Genomic DNA, 19324 nt, shown 5'->3' on the forward strand with positions numbered 1-19324 from the left:
CCCGGATGGACTTCACCCCGGATCCTGCCCTGTACCCCTTCACGTCGCGCTGGTTCGACAGCTCGCGCGGCCGGGTCCACTACATCGACGAGGGAGCCGGGCCGCCCATCCTGTTCTGCCATGGCAACCCCACCTGGAGTTTCCTCTATCGCGACATCATCGTGGCGCTACGCGATCGATTCCGTTGCATCGCACCGGATTACCTCGGCTTCGGCCTGTCCGAGCGGCCGCCGGGCTTCGGATACAAAGTCGACGAGCACGCCGGGGTCGTCGGTGAATTCGTCGACCACCTGGGGCTCGACGGATTTGTGACCGTGGGGCAGGACTGGGGAGGTCCGGTCAGCATGGCCGTGGCGGTCGAGCGTGCCGACCGGATCCACGGAGTCGTGTTGGGCAACACCTGGTTCTGGCCGACGGATGTGCTGACCACGAAGATCTTCAGCCGGGTGATGTCCAGCCCGCCCATGCAGTGGGCGATCCTGCACCGCAATTTCTTTGTCGAACAGATGATTCCGGTGGGAACCTCGCGGCGGCTCAGCCCGTCGGTGATGCAGCACTACCGGGCGGTGCAACCCGACGCCGCGGCGCGCAGAGGCGTCGCGGAGATGCCGAAGCAGATCCTGGCCGCCCATCCCCTCTTGGAGCGACTCGGCCGGGAAGTGCCGGCCAAGCTCGGCGCCAAACCGGCCCTGTTCGTGTGGGGCATGAAGGATTTCGCGTTCCGGCCCGGACCGTCACTGCCGCATATGCGCGCGGCGTTCCCCGACCATGTGCTGGTCGAGTTGCCGGCCGCGAAGCACTTCATCCAGGAGGATGCGCCCGAGGAGATAGCCGCGGCCATCGCGGACCGCTTCGGCTGACGCTTATCTAGGCGAAGGCCTCGACAGGCGGGCACGAGCAGACCAGATTGCGGTCGCCGTAAGCGCCGTCGATGCGACGTACCGGCGGCCAGACCTTCGGCCGGAACGCCTTGCCCAACGGGTATGCGGCTTCTTCGCGTGTGTAAGGATGGTTCCACTCGGATGCCACCAGGCACTCGGCGGTGTGCGGGGCGCCGCGCAGCGGATTGTCGTCCACCGGCCACTGTCCGGACCCGACGCGGTCGATCTCGGCGCGGATGCCGATCATCGCCTCGCAGAACGCGTCCACCTCGGCCAGGCTCTCGCTCTCGGTCGGTTCTACCATCAGCGTCCCGGCCACCGGGAAGCTCATGGTGGGCGCGTGGAAGCCGTAGTCTGCCAACCGCTTTGCCACATCGTCGACCGTCACGCCGGTTGCCTTGGTGATGCCACGCAGGTCCAGGATGCACTCGTGGGCGACCATGCCGTTCTCGCCGGTGTAAAGCACCGGGAAGTACTCGTCGAGGCGCCGTGCGATGTAGTTCGCCGACGCGATCGCGGTCAGCGAGGCTGCCCGCAGCCCGTCTCCGCCCATCATCCTGATGTACGCCCAGCTGATCGGCAGGATCGACGCCGACCCGTAGGGTGCGGCGGACACCGGGTGTCCCGGCGGCAACTCGGGTGCGTGCGGGTGGCCGGGCAGGAACTCCGCCAGGTGCGCACGCACCGCCACCGGGCCGACGCCGGGACCGCCGCCGCCGTGCGGGATGCAGAACGTTTTGTGCAGGTTCAGATGGCTGACGTCGCCGCCGAATTTGCCCGGCCGGGCCAGGCCGACCAGCGCGTTGAGGTTGGCCCCGTCGACGTACACCTGGCCGCCGGCGTCGTGCACGGCCGCGCAGATGTCGGCGATGTCGTGCTCGTAGACACCGTGGGTGGAGGGGTAGGTGATCATCAGCGCCGACAGCCGGTCCGCGTGTTCGCTGACCTTGGCGCGCAGATCGTCGAGATCGACGTCGCCGTTCTCGTGGCAGCCCACGACCACCACCCGCATGCCCGCCAACGCGGCCGAGGCCGCGTTGGTGCCGTGCGCGCTGGAGGGGATGAGGCAGATGTCGCGGTGCGGTTCGCCGCGGCTGGCGTGGTAATCGTGAATGGCCAGCAGCCCCGCGTACTCTCCCTGCGAGCCCGCGTTGGGCTGCAGCGAGACGGCGTCATAACCGGTGATGGCGACCAGCCAGTTCTCCAGGTCGGCGATCAACCGGCGCATGCCCGGGGCGTCGGAGGCGGGCGCGAACGGGTGCAGGCGGCCGAACTCCGGCCAGGTGATCGACTCCATCTCTGCGGCCGCGTTGAGCTTCATCGTGCAGGAACCGAGCGGAATCATGCTGCGGTCCAGGGCGATGTCCTTGTCCGCCAGGGTGCGTAGATAACGCATCATCGAGGTCTCGGTGCGGTACCGGTGAAACGCCGGGTGCGTGAGGAATTCCGATGTGCGCGTGGCGATTTCGGATCGATGGGGCTGGCCGGCCGACACCCCGAACGCGTCCAGCACCGCGGCGACATGGGCGTCGGTGGTGGCTTCGTCGCACGCCACCGACACGTGGTCGGCGTCCACGCGCCACAGGTTGATCCCGCCGGCTTTGGCCGCAGCCACCACCTCGTCGGCGCTGCCGGGGACGTGCGCCAGCACGGTGTCGAAGAAGGTGTCGTGCACCAGCGCCTCGCCCAGGGCGCCGGCGATGGTCTCGGCCTGGGAGTGCACCCGGCGCGCGATAGCGGTCAGGCCGTCGGCACCGTGATAGCTCGCGTACATGGCGGCCATCACCGCCAGCAGCACCTGCGCGGTACAGATGTTGCTGGTGGCTTTGTCCCGGCGGATGTGTTGTTCACGGGTCTGCAGTGCCAGCCGGTATGCGTCGCTGCCGTCCGCGTCCTTCGAGACCCCGACGAGGCGCCCCGGCAACTGCCGGGCGTGCTTGGTGTGCACCGCCAGGTAGCCGGCGTGCGGGCCGCCGAATCCCATTGGCACGCCGAACCGTTGGGTGGTGCCGAAGGCGACGTCGGCGCCGATTTCACCGGGCGGCGTCAGCAATGTCAGGGCGAGCAGGTCGGCGCCGATCGCCACCAACGCCCCGCGGTCGTGCGCTTCGCGCACCAGCGCGCTCCAGTCGGTGATCCGTCCGCTGGCCCCCGGCAGCTGGGTGATGACGCCGAAGAAGTCACCGTCGGGCAGGCCCGCACGGAGGTCGGCGGTGACGATCTCGATCCCGAGCGGCTTGGCCCGGGTGGCCAGGATCGTCGCGGTCTGGGCGAACACGTCGGAGTCGACCGCCAGCCGGTTCGCCGGACCGCGGCAGGCACGATGCATCAGCGTCATGGCCTCGGCGGCCGCGGTGCCCTCGTCGAGCATCGACGCGTTGGCGATCTCCAGGCCGGTCAGGTCGGTGACCATCGTCTGGAAATTCAGCAGCGCTTCCAGCCGGCCCTGGCTGATCTCGGGTTGGTACGGCGTATAGGCGGTGTACCAGGCCGGGTTCTCCATGATGTTGCGCAGCAATACCGGCGGGGTGAGGGTGTCGTAGTAGCCCTGCCCGATCATCGACACCGCGACGGTGTTGCTGTCCGCCAGCGCCCGCAGTTCGGCCAGCGCCTCGGCCTCGCTGGCGGCCGGCGGCAGTGCGTCCAGGCCCGGGGCGAGTCCGGTGTCGGTCAGCTGGTCCAAGATGCCGCTGGGCACCGCTTTGGCGGCCAGTTCGTCCAGCGAGTCGACGCCGATGACGTCAAGCATTTTCCGGACGGCCGAGCTGTCCAGGCCGATGTGGCGGTCTGCGAACGTGAAATGGTCGGACACGCGAACTCTCCTGACGTAGGGCACCACTGAAGACGGGGCCCTCTCCCTCTGTCTTCACCCGTATGGCGGGCGCCTGAGAGATTCGGCGCGTGCGGCGCCTTTCCCCATCGGCGGGCTCTGCTTGATGACCGGTGCCCGGTCGAGCCGCTTTCCAGAGGCATCGTTAGCTCGGGCGGTCCGGGTGCCTGAGAGGTTGACGGAGAGGTATTGCTCCTTCGGCGTCTGTAGCTGGCGGCCACAGAACTCTCCCGCGCGAGTGCGATGCGGGGTCCAGTTTACGCCCTATGGGGCAGCTAGCCGATCTTGCGGTCGCGGTGTTTGCGACGGGAGGCCAGTTCGTCCTCGGGTGCGGCGATCGACTCGCCGCCGTCGGCCCGCTCACCGGGGAAGTCGGCGATGACGCCGGTCAGCTCGCGCATCGCGCCGGAGACGGCGATGCCGAACACACCCTGGCCGCCCTGCAGCAGGTCGACGACCTCCTCCGCCGAGGTGCACTCGTACACGCTGGTGCCGTCGGAGAACAGGGTGATGTTGGCCAGGTCCTGCACGCCGCGCTGGCGCAGGTGATCGACGGCAACGCGGATGTTGTGCAGCGAGATCCCGGTGTCCAGCAGCCGCTTGACGATCTTGAGTACCAGGATGTCCTTGAACGAGTAGAGGCGCTGACTGCCCGATCCGGCTGCGCTGCGGATGGAGGGCACCACCAACGAGGTACGGGCCCAGTAATCGAGCTGGCGGTACGTGATCCCGGCGATCTGACATGCGCTCGGTCCGCGGTAACCGACCAGCTCGTCGGGCACCGAATCGTCCGGGAATAGTCCGGGCTGCACGGGTTCGGCCGGTTTGACGTTGCCTTTCGGCGCGGTGGCCGGGTGGTCAGCAAGATCCAGCTGTCCTTGACGTGGCTGCTCGCTCACGGTGCGTCCTCTCGCCGATCGCGCTGTTGTCACTAGCTGCGGCACTGGCTGCCCCAACAGCCACGTTATCTCAGGTGCGAGTGTTAGAGAGCATACGCTGTTCGGTGGCTGCTGTGCTGTGGTCGATCATCAACTCGTCAACAAAGTATGGCTGCCACTCGGATGAGTCGGTGATATCTGCCAGGCGTGTCGACAATCCGTTGTGTGATATGAGACGCATCCGTGATATCCGGGGGGTATCCGGCGGACACGGGCGACTACCGGTCAGGTGGCCTTGAAGTCGTCCGGGGAGACGCTGTCGAGAAACTCCTTGAATTTCTCCACCTCGTCCTCGCGGACCGCGCTGCTGGCCTCTTCGTCGCCCTCGTCCGGAATCAACAGACCGGCCTGCGCGAGCACGTCCTCCTCGACGTAGATCGGCACACCCACCCGCAGGGCGATAGCCACCGAGTCGGACGGCCGCGCCGACACCTTGATGTCGCGATCGAAGATCAGGTCGGCGTAGAAGGTGCCTTCCTGCAGATCGACGATGCGCACCTCCTTGAGCGAATGCCCAAGCGCGGCAATCAGATCCCTGATCAGATCATGAGTCAGCGGCCGGGGCGGCTCCACGCCCTGCTGTTCGAGCGCGATGGCCGCAGCCTCCGACTGGCCGATCCAGATCGGCAGGTAGCGGTCACCGTTTGCCTCGCGCAGCAACAGCACCGGCTGGTTCTGGGGCTGCTCGACGCGAATGCCGACAACACGAACTTCACCCATCTGTGTCTGCCCTCCGCACGCGCTGCAGTGACTCAATTCGCCGAATACCAGCTGTCGAACGAAGTCTAGTCCTCAGCGGTGCAGTACGTCGCGAACGGCGGACTTGATCAGTGAGGTGTGCAACGTGATAGCGAGTGCGGCGACCTCTCGTGCCAAGTCGTCGGCACGGTCGCGGGCACCGGCCTTGTCGGCTTTGACCAGCGGACCGGCGATCTGGGCGATCAGGTCCGACTGCCGGTCGGCCGCAGAACGGAACGCCCGCAGATGCCTGGGCTCGACGCCGTAATCGGCCAGCGCCCGTGCACATTGGAGAATCACCACGGCGTGTTCGTCGAAGAAACCGGCCGGCCCGGTGGTGATCACGCCGGCTTTCAACAGGGCGGTCAGCAGCTCGCCGTCGACCCCCGAGCGTTCCAGCAGGTCTTCGCGACTGAGCCGGACACGGGTGGGCGCCACCGCATCGGCGGCGGCCGCCTCGGATCCGGCGCCGTCGGCCACCGACACCAATCGCGGTACTCCGTAGGGAGATCCGACTGTCGGCAGTTCTCCGTCGGGCAGGGCGTCCAGCTGAGCCCGGATCACCTTCAACGGCAGATAGTGGTCCCGCTGTGCGGTGAGGATGAAGCGCAGTCGCGCACAGTCGTAGGCGGTGAACCTCCGATAACCCGACGCCGCACGCTGTGGCGTCACCAGCCCTTCGGCCTCCAGGAAACGAATCTTGGAGATTGTGACGTCGGGGAAGTCCGGTCGCAGCAGGTCCAGGACCGCCCCGATCGACATCCCGGCGAGCGCAGGGCTATCGGGCGCGGTCACTGGCCTCCGGATCCCCCGTCGTCGTCACCCTTGGGGCCGGTCAGAAACACCAGGCGGAACTTGCCGATCTGAACCTCGTCACCGTTGGCCAGCACGGCGGAGTCCACCGGCTCGCGATTGACGTAGGTGCCGTTCAGGCTGCCCACATCGACGACGTTGAACTCGCCGCCTTCCAAACGGAATTCGGCGTGCCGGCGGCTCACGGTCACGTCGTCGAGGAAGATGTCGCTGTCGGGATGCCGGCCCGCCGAGGTGATGGCCTGGTCCAGCAGGAAGCGCGACCCGGCGTTGGGCCCGCGTTTGACGACCAGCAACGCCGAGCCCGCGGGGAGTCCCTCCACCCCGGACACCGAACTCTCGGTACCCGACTGAGTGGGCGCGTCCAGTTCGTTGAGGAAGTCGGCGCGGAAGACCGAGGTCGTCTCCACCGTGACTTCGTCACTCTGGTCGTTATCCATGTCCGTCACCCGCTGCTCCTCACTGGCCGCTGTGGCGTTCTCTGACCGGGCCGTTCGGCCGGTCGCCCACTCGGATCTACCGCTTGTACTGCGCTGCTGTCCACTGCTTGAAATAACTGATGTCTCGACCGTACCGCGCACGGGTCGGCCGTGTGCCGACCCCTGCAGGATCCTAAGCCCGACATCCCGGCTTCTCCTAGACCTGCCGAATCCCCCGACTCGTCCAGGATCCTGCCTCGCAACGCATTCGGACCTTAGCAACTCTCATTCGGTGAGAGTGCCGCGGTACGCCTCAGCGTCGAGCAGCCCGGCGATCGCCTCGTCCAGTCCGGCGACGCCGGCGCTGTCCACCTGGAGTTCCAGCAACCAGCCTTCGCCGTAGGGGTCGGAGTTCAGCAGCTGCGGCGTGCTTTCAAGATCCCCGTTGACCGCGGACACCTTGCCCGCGATCGGCGCGTACAGATCCGACACCGATTTCGTCGACTCCACCTCGCCGAAGGAATCGCCGGCACTGAGCTCGGCCCCCACGTCGGGCAACTGTACGAAGACGACGTCACCCAGCGCCGACTGGGCGAAATCGGTGATCCCGACCCGGACGGTGTCTTCCGCGCTGCGGCGAACCCACTCGTGTTCGGTGGTGTAGTGCAGATCGGACGGGATATCGGTCACGGTGATCCTGTTCTGGTCGGGGGTGGTTCACTTGCCGGGCTGAGCGTATTGGTGCTGTTTTGGTTGCCGCAAGGTGGTCACTTCGACGCGGTCGGACTGCTGTACCGACATGCGTCCGCCCACTCGTTTCACGCTGTCCTCTGCCCCACCCGGAATATTCATCGCGGCGGCCAGCGTGGGCGGATCAGCAATCGCCAGAATCGAATACGGAGGGGAGAACGACTTGCTGTCGATGGTAAGGGCACCCGCCGAGCCGGTGACCCAGGTGTCCACGCCGACTCGCACGGACTGGCGGGTGTCGTTGATCTCGATCGCCTCGGCGCCGGCTGCCCGCAGCTCGTTGATCACGTCGAGCATCACTTCTGGCGCCACCCCCGGACCGGGATCGTCGATCTTCATCGTCACGCCGGGACCGGTGGCCCCGACCGCACCGGCCAGGATCGACAGAGCGGCCAACCTGGCCTGTGCGCTTTCGATCGCGGCCTGATCGGTGTTTCCGGAGGCCTGCAACGCATTAAGGGTGTTCTGCAGGTCGGCCACTTCGGTGCTCAGCGTCGCCTCGCGCTGCCGCAGCGAGTCGAGCAGCACCAACAGGTCTGCGGGACGAGCGGTTTCCAGCGAGTCGCCGGATTCGTTCTGACGCACCTGCGTGACGATCGCGATGCCCAGGACCAGGCAGAGCAGCACCGCCAGAGTGCCGAACACGAGTCGGGACCTACCGGCGGTCAGCGTCGCCCGCAGACCGGTCCGGCGCACAATCTCGCGCCGGGGGCGGTCGGCCGGAAGTTCGTGACGTCCGCGGTGTGCCGACTTGTCGGGTTTCTCGGGTTTCTCTTCGGGTTTTTCTTCAGGACCGGGCGGACCGGGTTCCATCTCAGCCACTCCGTCACGCCCCGAACAGCCGGCGGCGCAGCGCGGCCGCATTGCCGAAGATCCGGATTCCCAGCACCACGATGATTGCCGTCGACAGCTGGGTGCCGACGCCCAGTTGGTCGCCGACGTAGACGATCAATGCGGCGACCAGCACATTGAACACGAACGAGACGACGAAGACCTTGGGGTCGAAGATGCGTTCCAGGTAGGCGCGCAGCCCGCCGAATACCGCGTCCAGCGCGGCGACCACCGCAATCGGCAGATACGGCTGGATGACCTCGGGCACGCTGGGATGGAACACCAATCCCAGCACGATGCCGATCACGAGCGCGGCGATACCGATCACTTGGGCCCAATCTCTCTGGCGAACTTGACGTCCCGGATCGCTCCGGCGGGCAGCGCCAGACTCTCGCCGAGGTTCACGTTGACGCCTACCCCGTAGGAGGCCTCCAGCAGCCTAAGCCGACGCAGTCCGGGGCTGCGATCGAAGGTGTCCCGCATCGCCTTCGACGGCCCGACCGCCAGGATGGTGTACGGACTTGAGGTCGGGTTGTTGTCGACCAGAATCGCTCCCCCGGCCTGCCGGATGGTCACGTTCGGCCCGATCCGGGCTCCGTCGACCGAGATGGCCTCGGCGCCACTGGCCCACAACGAATTCACGACGAGTTGCAGGTCACGGTCGAGGATGATCTGCTGACTGCCGCTCACCCGCTGCTTGGACGCATCGGACAAATTGGGGCCGGCGCCGGGGTCGGTCACCGTCAGCGTCAAGCCCGGGCCGCTCACCGGCGTGCTGGCCGCCGCCAGGCTGAGCGCGTCCAGACTGTTCAGCAGTCGTTGGCCCTCGGCGTCGTCGGCCAGAGCGAGGCGCTGCACCTGATCCACCTTCGCCGCCAGCGCGCTGCGCTGCTGGGCCAACCGGGTGGCGGTCGCCTGCGTCAGACGCACGTTGGTGGCCAACAGTTGCTGCGCAGAGCGCACCCCGGGTGCGACCGAGCGGGCCTGGGCCACCGCCGCCGCGAACACGGCTGCCACCAGGGTCGCGGCCAGCGCCTGCCACAGCCAGCTGAACGCCCGGTCACGCCCGGTCTCGGGTTCGGCGCGGCGATCCCGCTCGGCGGCTGCCGCGGCGTATCCGGGGTCGAGATGTTCGGACAGCAGCGCGCGCAACAACGACGGCACCGGGATGCGCTGGGGACGGGCCGCGTCGTGCGTGCTGTAGCCGGCGTTGGGGTCATAGCCGCCCAGCAGCCGGTCCGGCTCAGCCATGCCTGACCTTCGGCATCCGGCGCATCACCAGCACCATCTGCAGGATGTAGAGCACGAACGCCCACAAGTACATGTACAGGCCCCAGATGAGAAACGCCCAGCCGCAGGCCAGCACGACGCGGCTCCACAGCGCGTCCCACTGTCCCAGCAGGACCAGCGGGAAGCCGGACATCAGCGCGAACGTCGCGGCCTTGCCCACATAGGTGACCGGCAGCGCCGAGAGCCCGCGGCTCCACAACAGCGGCAGCGTTCCGGCCAGCGCCGCGTCGCGGGCCAGCAGCATCAGCACGAACCACCACGGGGCGATGCCGCTGATCGCGAACACGATCGGCACGGTCACCATGTAGAGCCGGTCGACGGCGGGGTCCAGCAGCATGCCCAGCCGCGACTGCTGGTTGAGCAGGCGGGCGATCTTGCCGTCCGCCCAGTCCGAGACCCCGCTGAACATCAGGATCGCCACCGCCCAGCTCAGCGTGTGCGTGACCAGCATGAGGTAGACGAAGACCGGGATGAGGCCAAGGCGGACGACGCTCAGCACATTGGGCACCGTCAGTACCCGGTTCTGCACGAGCACTGGCTCCATGTGCCGTGACATTAGCCCGCTGACGATGCGGTCCGCACGGCGGACCGAGAAGGAAGCGGGCAATCAGACCCGGCCCGCTGACGATGCGGTCCGCACGGCGGACGGGACTCAGCGGAAGACGCCGGGCAGGCTCAGCGTGGACAGCGTGTCGTCGGACAGTGGGTTGTCGTTGACCATGTAGGTCCACGTGGACGTTGGGCGGGCGAGCTTGGACAGATCCAGGCCCGGCTCGTCCTCGAGAATGTTCGCCGTCTCGAACGTCTGCTGGGCTGCCTCGATGGCGTCGGCGGCCAGCGACGCGAACGCGTCCACCGCCATCCGGTGGAACTCGTCGAGCGGGTTCTGCCGGCCCAGCGCGCGCAGGTGGATGCTCTCGCGGATGTCGGCCAGATACGCCAGGTGATCGGCCCAGCCACGGTCGAGGTGATACAGCATGATCAGCCGGCAGATCTTCTCCAGGCGTTCCTCGGAGATCTCCTCGCGCAGCTCCTTGTACCGCTTGGGCGCCAGCTCCTCCAGCTCTTCGCGCGCAGTTGGCGTGCGCAGCAAAGTGTTTCGCCGGTCGACGATGATGGCGCGTTGCTGGGCGATGAGCTGGTTGTAGCGCCAGGTGTTCGCGTGCACGTCGAGCAGGCGGCCCTCGGCGACGCGCTGCGCATGATCGAGCAGCGCGTTGGTCTTGGGACTCAGGATGCGACCGTCCTCGTCGGTCTCGGTGGGCAGCTTGTTGCTGTCGAGATTGGCCGCCACCACGTCGTCTTCCCAACTCGAGAAGAACACCGACGAGCCCGGGTCCCCCTGGCGACCGGCCCGGCCGCGCAGCTGATTGTCCAGGCGCTCGGTGTGGTGCCGTCCGGTGCCGACCACGTGCAGTCCGCCCAGCTCGGCGACGCGGTCGTGGTCGGACTCGTCGGACCCGCCCAGGCGGATGTCGGTGCCCCGACCGGCCATCTGGGTGGATACCGTGACCGAGCCGTAGGTACCGGCCTCGGCGATCACCTGAGCCTCTTCGGCGTCGTTCTTGGCGTTCAGCAGCACCGCCGGCACACCGCGTTTGGTCAGCCGCTCGTAGAGGTCCTCGGATTCGGCCACGTCGCGGGTCCCGACCAGGACCGGCTGCCCCGTCTCGTGCACCTCGGCGATGTGCTCGACGATCGCGTCGTTCTTGGCGGCGGCGGTGATGTAGACCCGGTCCGACTCGTCCTCGCGGATATTCGGGGTGTTCGGCGGTATCGGCGACACCCCGAGTTTGTAGAACTGGCGCAGCTGCTCACCGGCAGCCAGCGCGGTGCCGGTCATGCCGCAGACCGTGGTGTAGCGGTTGATCAGGGCCTGCACCGTGATGGTGTCGAGGACCTCGCCCGTCTCGGTGGTCTCGATGCCTTCCTTGGCCTCGACGGCCGCCTGCAGCCCGTCCGGCCAGCGCTGCAGCTGGGCGATGCGGCCGCGGGAGGAATTGATCAGGTGCACCGCGTCGTCGCGCACGATGTAGTGGACGTCGCGCTGCAGCAGCACGTGCGCGTGCAGGGCGACGTTGATCTCGGTGAGCGTGGTGCCGACATGTTCCTCGGAGTACAGGTCGATGCCGCCGAGGGCCTTCTCGAGCTTGCGGGCGCCCATCTCGGTCAAGTGCACATTGCGGCTGTCGGCGTCGGTGGCGAAGTAGTCGTCGGCGTTCTTGTGGTGGACGAGCTGACCGACGAGCTTGATGATCTCGAGCCGCGGCGTCTCCCGGTGGGTGGTGCCGGCGAGCACCAGCGGCACCAGCGCCTCGTCCACCAGCACCGAGTCGGCCTCGTCGATCAACGCGACGTCGGGGTTGGGCGACACCAGGTCGTCGACGTCGGTGACCAGCTGGTCGCGCAGCACGTCGAAGCCGATCTCGTTGATCGACGCGTAGGTGACGTTGCAGCCGTAGGCCGTTCTGCGTTCCTCGCTGGTCGACTCGGCGGTGATCCAGCCGACTGTCAGTCCCATCGCCTCGATCAGGGGTCCCATCCACTCCGCGTCCCGGCGGGCCAGGTAGTCGTTGATTGTCACCACATGTACGTGTCGCCCCGCCAGGGCATAGCCGGCCGCGGCGATAGCCCCGGCCAGCGTCTTGCCTTCGCCGGTGGCCATTTCGATCACGTCACCGGCCAGCATCCGCAGCGCCCCGAGCAACTGCACGTCGAACGGACGCAGGCCGGTCGCGCGCTCGCCCGCTTCCCGTGCGATCGCCAGGAACTGCGGAATGTCGGAAGAGTCGGCCAGATCGTCCAGGTTGAGCAGCCCGGCGGCCTTACGCAGCTTCTCGTCGTTGAGGTCGGCGGCTTCCTTCTCGTACTCCTCGGAATCGGTCACCACGGCCATCGAGCGGCTGCGGTTCTTTTCCGTCGTGGCGCCGAGCAGGCGCCAAAAGCGGCTGCTCAGCCGTCCGGGCTGGGAGCGGGTGGTCTTCGGCACAGCCCCACGGTACGCGGTTGGCATCAGGCCAGGTTGGATCGGCGCGGGTAGGCCACGCTCGGGTCGGTGAGGACATTGACGACGGCCGGCATGCCGCTGGCGAACGCGCGTTCCAGCGCCGGGCGCAGCTCCGCCGGCGCCGCCACCAACTCACCATGGGCGCCCAGCGCGCGGGCCACCTCGTCGTACCGGGTTCCCGGGCGCAGCTCGGCCACCACCGAATAGCCGTACAACGCCTCCATCGGGTGCTTCTCCAGCCCCCAGATGCCGTTGTTGCCCACCACCGACACGACCGGCACGTTGTGCCGCACCAGCGTGTCCCATTCCATGCCGCTGAACCCGAATGCTCCGTCGCCCTGCAACAGCACGACCTGACGTTCGGGCCGCGCCAACTTGGCCGCCAGCGCATAGCCCGGACCGGAACCGAGGCAGCCGAACGGCCCGCTGTCCAGCCAGCAGCCAGGCTGGTAGCTGTCGATTACCCGGCCGGCGTAGGACCCGAAGTCACCGGCGTCGATGACGACGATGGCGTCGCGGTCCAGCAGCGGAGCCAGTTCGGCATATACGCGCATCGGGTGCAGCGGGATGCGGTCTTCGGCGAGTTCGGCCCGCTCCAGATCCCGCGCCGCGCTCTCAGCGGTGCGCAGGCCGTCGACCCAATCCTGCTGCCCAGGCGTGCCGGCGCACGCCAGCGCGGACAGGATGTCGCTCAGGTCGCCATACAGTTCGGCGGCGACAGGACGCGGGTGGGCGCGCTCCGGGCGGGCGCGGTCGACCACGATGAGTTGGGTGTCGGCGCCGAAGACGCCGCCGAAGCCGAGCCGGAAATCCATCGGCACACCGACGATCAGCGCGACATCGGCCCCGCCCAACGCTTTTGAGCGGGCCCGCGAGAACGCCAGCGGGTGGTCGGCGGGCACCACACCGCGCGCCATCCCGTTCATCAGCACCGGGATCCGCAGCTCCACGGCCAGCCGCAGCAGTGCGGTTTCGCCGTGCCCCCACCAGACATTGGTGCCGGCCATGATCACCGGCCGCTGGGCTTTTGCCAACAGCTCGACGGCCCGGTCCAAGGCGCCGCCGTCCACGGCGGGCGGTTGCGGCAGGTCGCTCAGGGCGCCCGGGCGGCCGTCGTCCTCGGCCATCGAGAAGACGTGATCCATCGGGAAGTCGACGAATCCGACACCCGAGGGGGCGCCGACCGATGCCCGCAAGGCCTGGTCCAGCAGCAGGCCGGCATCCTGCCCCGACTGTGCGGTCGCGGCAAACCGGGACAGCGGCGCGACGAACGGCACGTGGTCGATCTCCTGCAGCGAACCCATCCCCCAGCGCAATGCCGGTGCCCGGCCGCCGAGTACCACCAGCGGCGACTGATTCTGCTGGGCGGCCGCCATGGCGCTCATCCCGTTGGTGATGCCGGGCCCCGCCGTCAGTGCGGCCACCCCGGGCACCCGGGTCACCTTGGACCAGCCCTCGGCGGCAAAGGTGGCGGTCTGCTCGTGACGGGTGTCGATCAGCCGGATCCCCTCGTCACGGCAGCCGTCGTAGATGGAGAACAGGTGGCCGCCCGAGAGGGTGAAAAGCGTGTGGATGCCGCTTGCCTTGAGCCGGCGAGCGATGAGCCGGCCGGCGTGCACGGTTTGGGTGGGAGCGGCTTCACTGGTCGCTTCAGTGGTCATTGACGCAGCCTATCCACCGGCCTTCCGGTACCTTCGCCGGAGGATTTCTGTTGCGCAGCAGTTCGACTCTGAGGAGACAACACCGTGGGTCCGAAGCCGTTTACGCCGTCGATCGACTGGTCTCATGCGTTGCTGGATTCGCTGCGGTGGACGGCGATCGCGTGGACGATCAGCGCGGTTGCGCTGCTGTTGATGCTGGTGGTGTTCCGGTTCGTCACCCCCTGGGGCCGCCAGTTCTGGCGGATCACCGGGGGCTACTTCACCGGCCGCCACAGTATCCGGGTCTGGCTGATGTTCGGTGTGCTGCTGCTCTCGGTGGTGCTGGCGGTGCGTCTGAATGTGTTGTTCAGCTACCAGGGCAACGACATGTACACGGCTCTGCAGAAGGCCTTCCAGGGCGCCGCCGGCGACAACGACGTCGTGAAAAACTCTGGTGTGCATGGCTTTTGGATGTCGATTGGGATCTTCAGCATCATGGCCGTCATCCACGTGTCCCGGGTGATGGCCGACATCTACCTAACGCAGCGCTTCGTGGTCGCCTGGCGGGTGTGGCTGACCGACCATCTCACCGAGGACTGGCTGGAAGGCCGGGCCTACTACCGCGACCTGTTCATCGACGAGACGATCGACAACCCCGACCAGCGCATCCAGCAGGACATCGACATCTTCACCGCCGGCACGGGCAACGGCCCGAATCAGCCGGGCACCGGAACCGGCAGCATTCTCTTGTTCGGCACCGTGCAATCGGTGATCTCAGTGGTGTCCTTCACCAGCATCCTGTGGAATCTGTCCGGCACGCTGACGATCTTCGGCGTCTCCTTCCCGCGCGTGATGTTCTGGACCGTCATCGTCTACGTGCTGGTGGCCACGATCATCTCGTTCATCATCGGTCGTCCGTTGATCTGGCTGAGTTTCCGAAACGAGAAGCTCAATGCCGCCTTCCGGTATGCGCTGGTGCGGCTGCGCGACGCGGCGGAGGCGGTCGGCTTCTACCGGGGCGAGCGGGCCGAGCGCACCCAGCTACGCAAGCGGTTCGCCCCCGTCATCGACAACTACCTGCACTACGTCAACCGCAGCGTCGGCTTCTACGGCTGGAACCTCGCGGTGAGTCAGGCGATCGTGCCGTTGCCCTGGCTGATTCAGGCCCCCCGATTGTTCGCCGGGACAATCGATTTCGGCGATGTCAGCCAGACGGCGTCCTCGTTCGGCAACATCTCGGATTCCCTGTCGTTCTTCCGCAATGCCTACGATGCGTTCGCGTCGTACCGGGCGGCCATCATTCGGTTGCACGGGTTGGTGGAAGCCAACGAGCAGGGACGCGCATTGCCGGCCGTGCTGGCCCTGCCGAGCACCGACGGTTCGGTGCAGATCGACAACGTCGAGGTGCGCAAGCCCGACGGCGACCGGTTGATCGACCCGTTGGACGTGCGACTGGAGACCGGGGACTCGCTGGTGATCACCGGCCGTTCCGGATCGGGCAAGACCACCCTGCTGCGCAGTCTCGCCGAACTGTGGCCGTTCGCCACCGGAACGCTGCATCGCCCCGGCGGTGAGAACGAGACAATGTTCCTGTCGCAGCTGCCGTACGTGCCGCTGGGCGATCTGCGGTCGGTGGTGTGCTACCCCTTGGCGACCGAAAATGTATCCGATTCCGAGTTGCACGATGTCCTGACCAAAGTTGCTCTCGCGCCCTTGATTTCCCGCCTCGACGAGGATCAGGACTGGGCCAAGGTGCTCTCGCCCGGTGAGCAGCAACGGGTTGCGTTCGCGCGGATCCTGCTCACCAAACCCAAGGCGGTATTCCTCGACGAGGCCACCTCGGCGCTGGATCCCGGTCTCGAGTATGCGCTGTATCACCTGGTGCGCACCGAACTGCCGGACACCATCGTGATCAGCGTCAGCCACCGGCCCACCGTCGAGCAACACCACGAGCGGCACCTGGAACTGCTCGGTGAAGCCCAGTGGCGACTCGGTCCGGTCGAGACGAAAGCCGTTGCCTCAGAAACGACTTAAGCGCTCACGGCCCGCCGGGCCGCGTGCGCTCCGGCGGTGTGGGATGGCGCCTACGCGCTCACGGCCCGCCGGGCCGCGTGCGCTCCGGCGGTGTGGGATGGCGCCTACGCGCTCACGGCCCGCCGGGCCGCGTGCGCTCCGGCGCGGCGGCCGAAGAAGGAGCCCTCCCCCAGCTGCGTTCCGCTGGCATATCCCTTGCCGTCCTGGGCGAGGTTGGACGCACAGGCCCCCGCCGCGTACAGCCCCGGGATGACGCTGCCGTCGGCCCGCTGCACTTCCCCGTCAAGGGTGACCGCCAGACCGCCCATGGTGAATCCCGAGTACATCGCCCGCCCGAGCGACAGGTCGAATACCGCCCATGGGCTTTTATCCTGTGGCGCAACGTATTCGGGCTGTTTATGGAAGTCCGGGTCCTCGCCCTTGGCGGCGAATTCGTTGTAGCGGTCCAGGGATGCGGCGAGATTGCCCGCCGGTATGCCCAGGGCCGTCTCCATCTCGGCGATGGTCTCGTACCCGTCGAGGAATTTGATCAGCGGCATCGCCGGCATCTGCATGTGTGCTTCGTCGACGATCAGGTAGGCGGTCTGCTCCGGCTGTTCGAGCACGAAGGCCGAAGTGCGCGAGTGGTAGGAGTCCTCCGCAACGAAACGTTTGCCGTCCTTGTTGACGATGATGCCCGTCAGCAGGATCTCCGGCGGATAAGCCGCCGCGGTGATGAACAGCTCGTCCATGTATTTGGTGGCACCCCCGGCCGACTCGCCCAGCCGGATGGCCAGCCCGTCGTCGTGTGGATTGCCCAGGATGTACGGCGCCACCAGGCCATGGTGCTTGGTGCGCCGCGGCTGACCCAGCGCCGGCGTGTGCTCGGCGACCATGTCGGGGTTCATCGCGAAGCCGCCGGCCGCGATGACAACCGCTTTCGCCCGCACCGCGCCGGTGTCGGAGAAGTGCTTCCAGCTCACGCCGACAACCGCGCCGTCGTTGTCGACGATCAGGTTGGTGACCCCGGTCTCGTACTGGACCTGCACGCCGAGTTCGTCAGCGCGTTTGACCAGCAGGTCGATCACCATCGCTGCGCCGCCCAGTTCACCGGGCACCGGCACGGAGTGTCCGCGCGGCGCGGGCTTGGCCTGCTCGCAGAACGGCCACACCTTCTCGTTGCCCGTGTAACTCAGCCCCTCGGTGCCCGGCGGCACCACCACTTTGCCGGGGTAGTAACTGCGCTCGAACTGAAAGCCAAGTGCCTCAAGCCAATTGAAATGCTCGACACTGTCCTCGCAATAGGCGCGGATCTTGTCGAGCTCGGGCTCGCGGGACACCGCGACCAGGTACTTGTACATCTCCTCGGGAGAGTCGGCATGACCCGTCGCCTCCTGGACCGCGGTGCCGCCGCCCAGATAGAAGTGGCCGCCGGCCATTGCGGTGGTCCCACCGGCGGCGGCTGCCCGTTCCAGTACGAGCACCCGTGCACCCGCGGCCGCGGCGCTGACGGCCGCGCAGCCACCGGCGATGCCGAAGCCGATCACCAGCACGTCGACCTCGTCCGACCAGGACTCGACCGTGTCCACGTTGACCGTGGTGGGGATGTCGGTGCTCACCGCTGCTCCTGTTTTATGTAGTCGTAGAACGCTTTGATCTCGGGCGAGAGGTACGCGATCTCCACAAACGGGACACCCGCCTGCGGCGCGCTGACGTAGGCGAAGTGAATGCCGCCGGGCATGACGCCCTGTTGCACCACCTCAGCATCGTGACGGGTCGCGTCGGCAAGTGCGGCGTCGAACGCCCCCAGCGATTCGGCCTCCATGCATATGTGGTGCAGACCGGGGCCATGGTCCCGCAGGAATTCACTATAGATATTCTCTCCGCGGACCGGCGCGATCAGTTCCAGCTGCATGTCTCCGAGGTAGCTCAGCGAAATGCCCGCGACGAAGTCAGCAGGCTCACCGCGGAAGCTGCAGGTGTCCGGCGCAAAGTGGACGTCGGGTATCCGCACCCACTTGCGAGCGCCTAAAAGCCCGGTGAGAGCCGTTTCCGTGGCCTCGAGGTCCGGCGTCACCCAGGCGATCTGGATCGGTGACGCAGCAAGAAAGTTCATCGTCACGCAGACTATCGCAGCGCGCGGTCGGCAGAAAGAACGGGGAAAAACTTTGCCGCCGAGGCCAGCACCGGCCCCACGGCGGCCTGCTGAACATGTTCTAGTTCGGCTGGTCGAACAGGCCGATCAGCAACCGGACCTGGGTGTCGAACACGCTCCTGGGGTCGGTCACGGTGTCGGACCCGTACTGCTGGAACACCTCCATGCTGATCGCCCCCAGCACGCCGGCCCACAACAGGAAGCAACGGGCCATCACGCGATCGTCGCCCGGAAAGCCGAACTCGCGCCGGATGCGTTCGAAATCAGACGACATCGGTTGCGGCGCAGCATCACTGGTCAGCTTGATGTCGCCCGTCGTGATTCCGGTCGCGATGGCGTCGAACAGGTCTGCGACCACGCGGGTGCCGACTCCCACCGTGCGGTCCGGCGGCGCGTGGTATCCGGGTACCGGGCTGCCGTACAGCAGCGCCCAGCGCGCCGGGTGCGCGACAGCCCAGGCGCGCACCGCGTGCGTGATGGCCAGCACGTCGTCGCTCCAGAAGTCGCTCTCGGTGCCGTCGCGGGCCTGGCGCACCGCGTCGGCCAGGTCGGAGTAGGCGTCGACAAGGAGCAGGGTCAGCAGTTCGTCCCGGTTGGCGACGTAGCGGTAAACGGCCGAGGAAACCATGCCCAACTCGCGGGCAATCGCTCGCAGCGACAACCCGGCCGCGCCGTGCTCCACCAGATGGCGGCGCCCGAGTTCGATGATCTTCGCCTCGATCTGCTCCCGCGATTCCTGGCGTGTGCCCACGGGGTCAAGTCTGGCAGGACCGAGATCACCGCTCTTGCTTTTCGGTCACGGTTGTGACACGGTCAACCCAATACGAGAGCAGTGCTCTCGTATTGGGTTGAGGGAGGTCAGCATGTCCACGCAGTATCAACAACCGAATGCGGCCGCCCGGTCCGCGAATGCGGTGATCCGCTGGCTCGCCGAACTGGGCATCAGCATCGCCGGGACCCGGGCGCTGCGAGTGCGAGGCCGCAAGACCGGGAAGCCGCGCAGCGTGGTGGTCAACCTG

17 protein-coding genes, 1 pseudogene and 1 riboswitch are annotated in these 19324 nt (G+C 67.1%); of the genes and pseudogenes, 3 read left to right on the forward strand and 15 right to left on the reverse strand.

Features of this window, described 5'->3' with window-relative positions; translation table 11 throughout:
• The first annotated feature begins 5 nt into the window (after positions 1-5).
• Positions 6-860: a haloalkane dehalogenase gene (locus tag QXH22_RS21235; RefSeq protein WP_306240474.1), complete on the forward strand. Its 855-nt coding sequence runs from the start codon at positions 6-8 to the stop codon at positions 858-860.
• Positions 861-867: 7 nt separating this feature from the next.
• On the opposite strand, the gene gcvP is transcribed toward QXH22_RS21235, so the two are convergent.
• From gcvP to QXH22_RS21295, 12 genes are all read right to left on the reverse strand, one after another.
• Positions 868-3693, reverse strand: a complete 2826-nt coding sequence (gcvP, locus tag QXH22_RS21240; protein ID WP_306240475.1) for an aminomethyl-transferring glycine dehydrogenase — start codon at positions 3691-3693, stop codon at positions 868-870.
• Between the two features lie 163 nt (positions 3694-3856).
• Positions 3857-3954, reverse strand: a riboswitch (glycine riboswitch).
• Between the two features lie 32 nt (positions 3955-3986).
• On the reverse strand, positions 3987-4610 hold the full coding sequence (locus tag QXH22_RS21245; RefSeq protein ID WP_306240476.1) for a MerR family transcriptional regulator: 624 nt from the start codon (positions 4608-4610) through the stop codon (positions 3987-3989).
• A gap of 264 nt (positions 4611-4874) precedes the next feature.
• Complete coding sequence (locus tag QXH22_RS21250; protein WP_306240477.1) at positions 4875-5369, reverse strand: bifunctional nuclease family protein; 495 nt, start codon at positions 5367-5369, stop codon at positions 4875-4877.
• Positions 5370-5441: 72 nt separating this feature from the next.
• Positions 5442-6182 carry a MerR family transcriptional regulator gene (locus QXH22_RS21255; RefSeq protein WP_306240478.1) on the reverse strand — a complete coding sequence of 247 codons (741 nt, stop codon included), beginning with the start codon at positions 6180-6182 and terminating at the stop codon, positions 5442-5444.
• Positions 6179-6640, reverse strand: coding sequence for a glycogen accumulation regulator GarA (garA, locus tag QXH22_RS21260; RefSeq protein ID WP_306244192.1), 462 nt, complete (start codon positions 6638-6640; stop codon positions 6179-6181). The genes QXH22_RS21255 and garA overlap by 4 nt, the downstream gene beginning before the upstream one ends.
• 264 nt (positions 6641-6904) lie before the next feature.
• The gene (gcvH, locus tag QXH22_RS21265; protein WP_306240479.1) at positions 6905-7309 is read right to left on the reverse strand and encodes a glycine cleavage system protein GcvH; all 405 of its coding nucleotides are present in this window, start codon (positions 7307-7309) and stop codon (positions 6905-6907) included.
• A gap of 27 nt (positions 7310-7336) precedes the next feature.
• A complete protein-coding gene (locus tag QXH22_RS21270) occupies positions 7337-8182 on the reverse strand; it encodes a DUF881 domain-containing protein (RefSeq protein WP_306276870.1) in 846 nt (281 codons plus the stop codon).
• A 13-nt stretch (positions 8183-8195) separates the two neighbouring features.
• The gene (locus tag QXH22_RS21275) at positions 8196-8528 is read right to left on the reverse strand and encodes a small basic family protein (protein WP_055579108.1); all 333 of its coding nucleotides are present in this window, start codon (positions 8526-8528) and stop codon (positions 8196-8198) included.
• Positions 8525-9451: a DUF881 domain-containing protein gene (locus QXH22_RS21280; RefSeq protein WP_306276871.1), complete on the reverse strand. Its 927-nt coding sequence runs from the start codon at positions 9449-9451 to the stop codon at positions 8525-8527. The genes QXH22_RS21275 and QXH22_RS21280 overlap by 4 nt, the downstream gene beginning before the upstream one ends.
• Positions 9444-10034 carry a CDP-alcohol phosphatidyltransferase family protein gene (locus QXH22_RS21285; RefSeq protein WP_306240482.1) on the reverse strand — a complete coding sequence of 197 codons (591 nt, stop codon included), beginning with the start codon at positions 10032-10034 and terminating at the stop codon, positions 9444-9446. The genes QXH22_RS21280 and QXH22_RS21285 overlap by 8 nt, the downstream gene beginning before the upstream one ends.
• A 108-nt stretch (positions 10035-10142) precedes the next feature.
• The gene (secA2, locus tag QXH22_RS21290; RefSeq protein ID WP_306240483.1) at positions 10143-12479 is read right to left on the reverse strand and encodes an accessory Sec system translocase SecA2; all 2337 of its coding nucleotides are present in this window, start codon (positions 12477-12479) and stop codon (positions 10143-10145) included.
• A 23-nt stretch (positions 12480-12502) separates the two neighbouring features.
• The gene (locus tag QXH22_RS21295; protein WP_306276872.1) at positions 12503-14158 is read right to left on the reverse strand and encodes an acetolactate synthase; all 1656 of its coding nucleotides are present in this window, start codon (positions 14156-14158) and stop codon (positions 12503-12505) included.
• A gap of 84 nt (positions 14159-14242) precedes the next feature.
• On the opposite strand from QXH22_RS21295, the gene QXH22_RS21300 reads away from it, so the two are divergent.
• Entirely contained in the window at positions 14243-16171 is a 1929-nt protein-coding gene (locus QXH22_RS21300; RefSeq protein ID WP_306276873.1) for an ABC transporter ATP-binding protein/permease, read from the forward strand.
• Between the two features lie 104 nt (positions 16172-16275).
• On the opposite strand, the gene QXH22_RS21305 is transcribed toward QXH22_RS21300, so the two are convergent.
• The 3 genes from QXH22_RS21305 to QXH22_RS21315 all read right to left on the reverse strand — a co-directional run bounded on the left by QXH22_RS21305 (position 16276) and on the right by QXH22_RS21315 (position 19056).
• A complete protein-coding gene (locus QXH22_RS21305; protein ID WP_306276874.1) occupies positions 16276-17769 on the reverse strand; it encodes an FAD-binding protein in 1494 nt (497 codons plus the stop codon).
• The gene (locus tag QXH22_RS21310; protein WP_306276875.1) at positions 17766-18266 is read right to left on the reverse strand and encodes a VOC family protein; all 501 of its coding nucleotides are present in this window, start codon (positions 18264-18266) and stop codon (positions 17766-17768) included. Before QXH22_RS21310 ends, QXH22_RS21305 begins: the two co-directional genes overlap by 4 nt.
• Positions 18267-18366: 100 nt before the next feature.
• Complete coding sequence (locus QXH22_RS21315) at positions 18367-19056, reverse strand: TetR/AcrR family transcriptional regulator (protein WP_306276876.1); 690 nt, start codon at positions 19054-19056, stop codon at positions 18367-18369.
• A 112-nt stretch (positions 19057-19168) separates the two neighbouring features.
• Here QXH22_RS21315 and QXH22_RS21320 point away from each other — a divergent pair.
• Positions 19169-19324: pseudogene (locus QXH22_RS21320) on the forward strand (nitroreductase family deazaflavin-dependent oxidoreductase); the annotation flags it as partial.

The sequence above is a fragment of the Mycobacterium sp. TY814 genome, from assembly GCF_030755175.1.
Classification (GTDB): Bacteria; Actinomycetota; Actinomycetes; order Mycobacteriales; family Mycobacteriaceae; genus Mycobacterium.

What these genes read in the sequence shown, in the direction of transcription:
- QXH22_RS21235 (WP_306240474.1), top strand. Translation starts at nt 6, where the DNA reads ATGGACTTCACCCCGGATCCTGCCCTGTACCCCTTCACGTCGCGCTGG.
- QXH22_RS21250 (WP_306240477.1), bottom strand. Translation starts at nt 5,369, where the DNA reads ATGGGTGAAGTTCGTGTTGTCGGCATTCGCGTCGAGCAGCCCCAGAAC.
- QXH22_RS21295 (WP_306276872.1), bottom strand. Translation starts at nt 14,158, where the DNA reads ATGACCACTGAAGCGACCAGTGAAGCCGCTCCCACCCAAACCGTGCAC.
- QXH22_RS21270 (WP_306276870.1), bottom strand. Translation starts at nt 8,182, where the DNA reads ATGGAACCCGGTCCGCCCGGTCCTGAAGAAAAACCCGAAGAGAAACCC.
- QXH22_RS21310 (WP_306276875.1), bottom strand. Translation starts at nt 18,266, where the DNA reads ATGAACTTTCTTGCTGCGTCACCGATCCAGATCGCCTGGGTGACGCCG.
- QXH22_RS21285 (WP_306240482.1), bottom strand. Translation starts at nt 10,034, where the DNA reads ATGGAGCCAGTGCTCGTGCAGAACCGGGTACTGACGGTGCCCAATGTG.
- QXH22_RS21280 (WP_306276871.1), bottom strand. Translation starts at nt 9,451, where the DNA reads ATGGCTGAGCCGGACCGGCTGCTGGGCGGCTATGACCCCAACGCCGGC.
- garA (WP_306244192.1), bottom strand. Translation starts at nt 6,640, where the DNA reads ATGGATAACGACCAGAGTGACGAAGTCACGGTGGAGACGACCTCGGTC.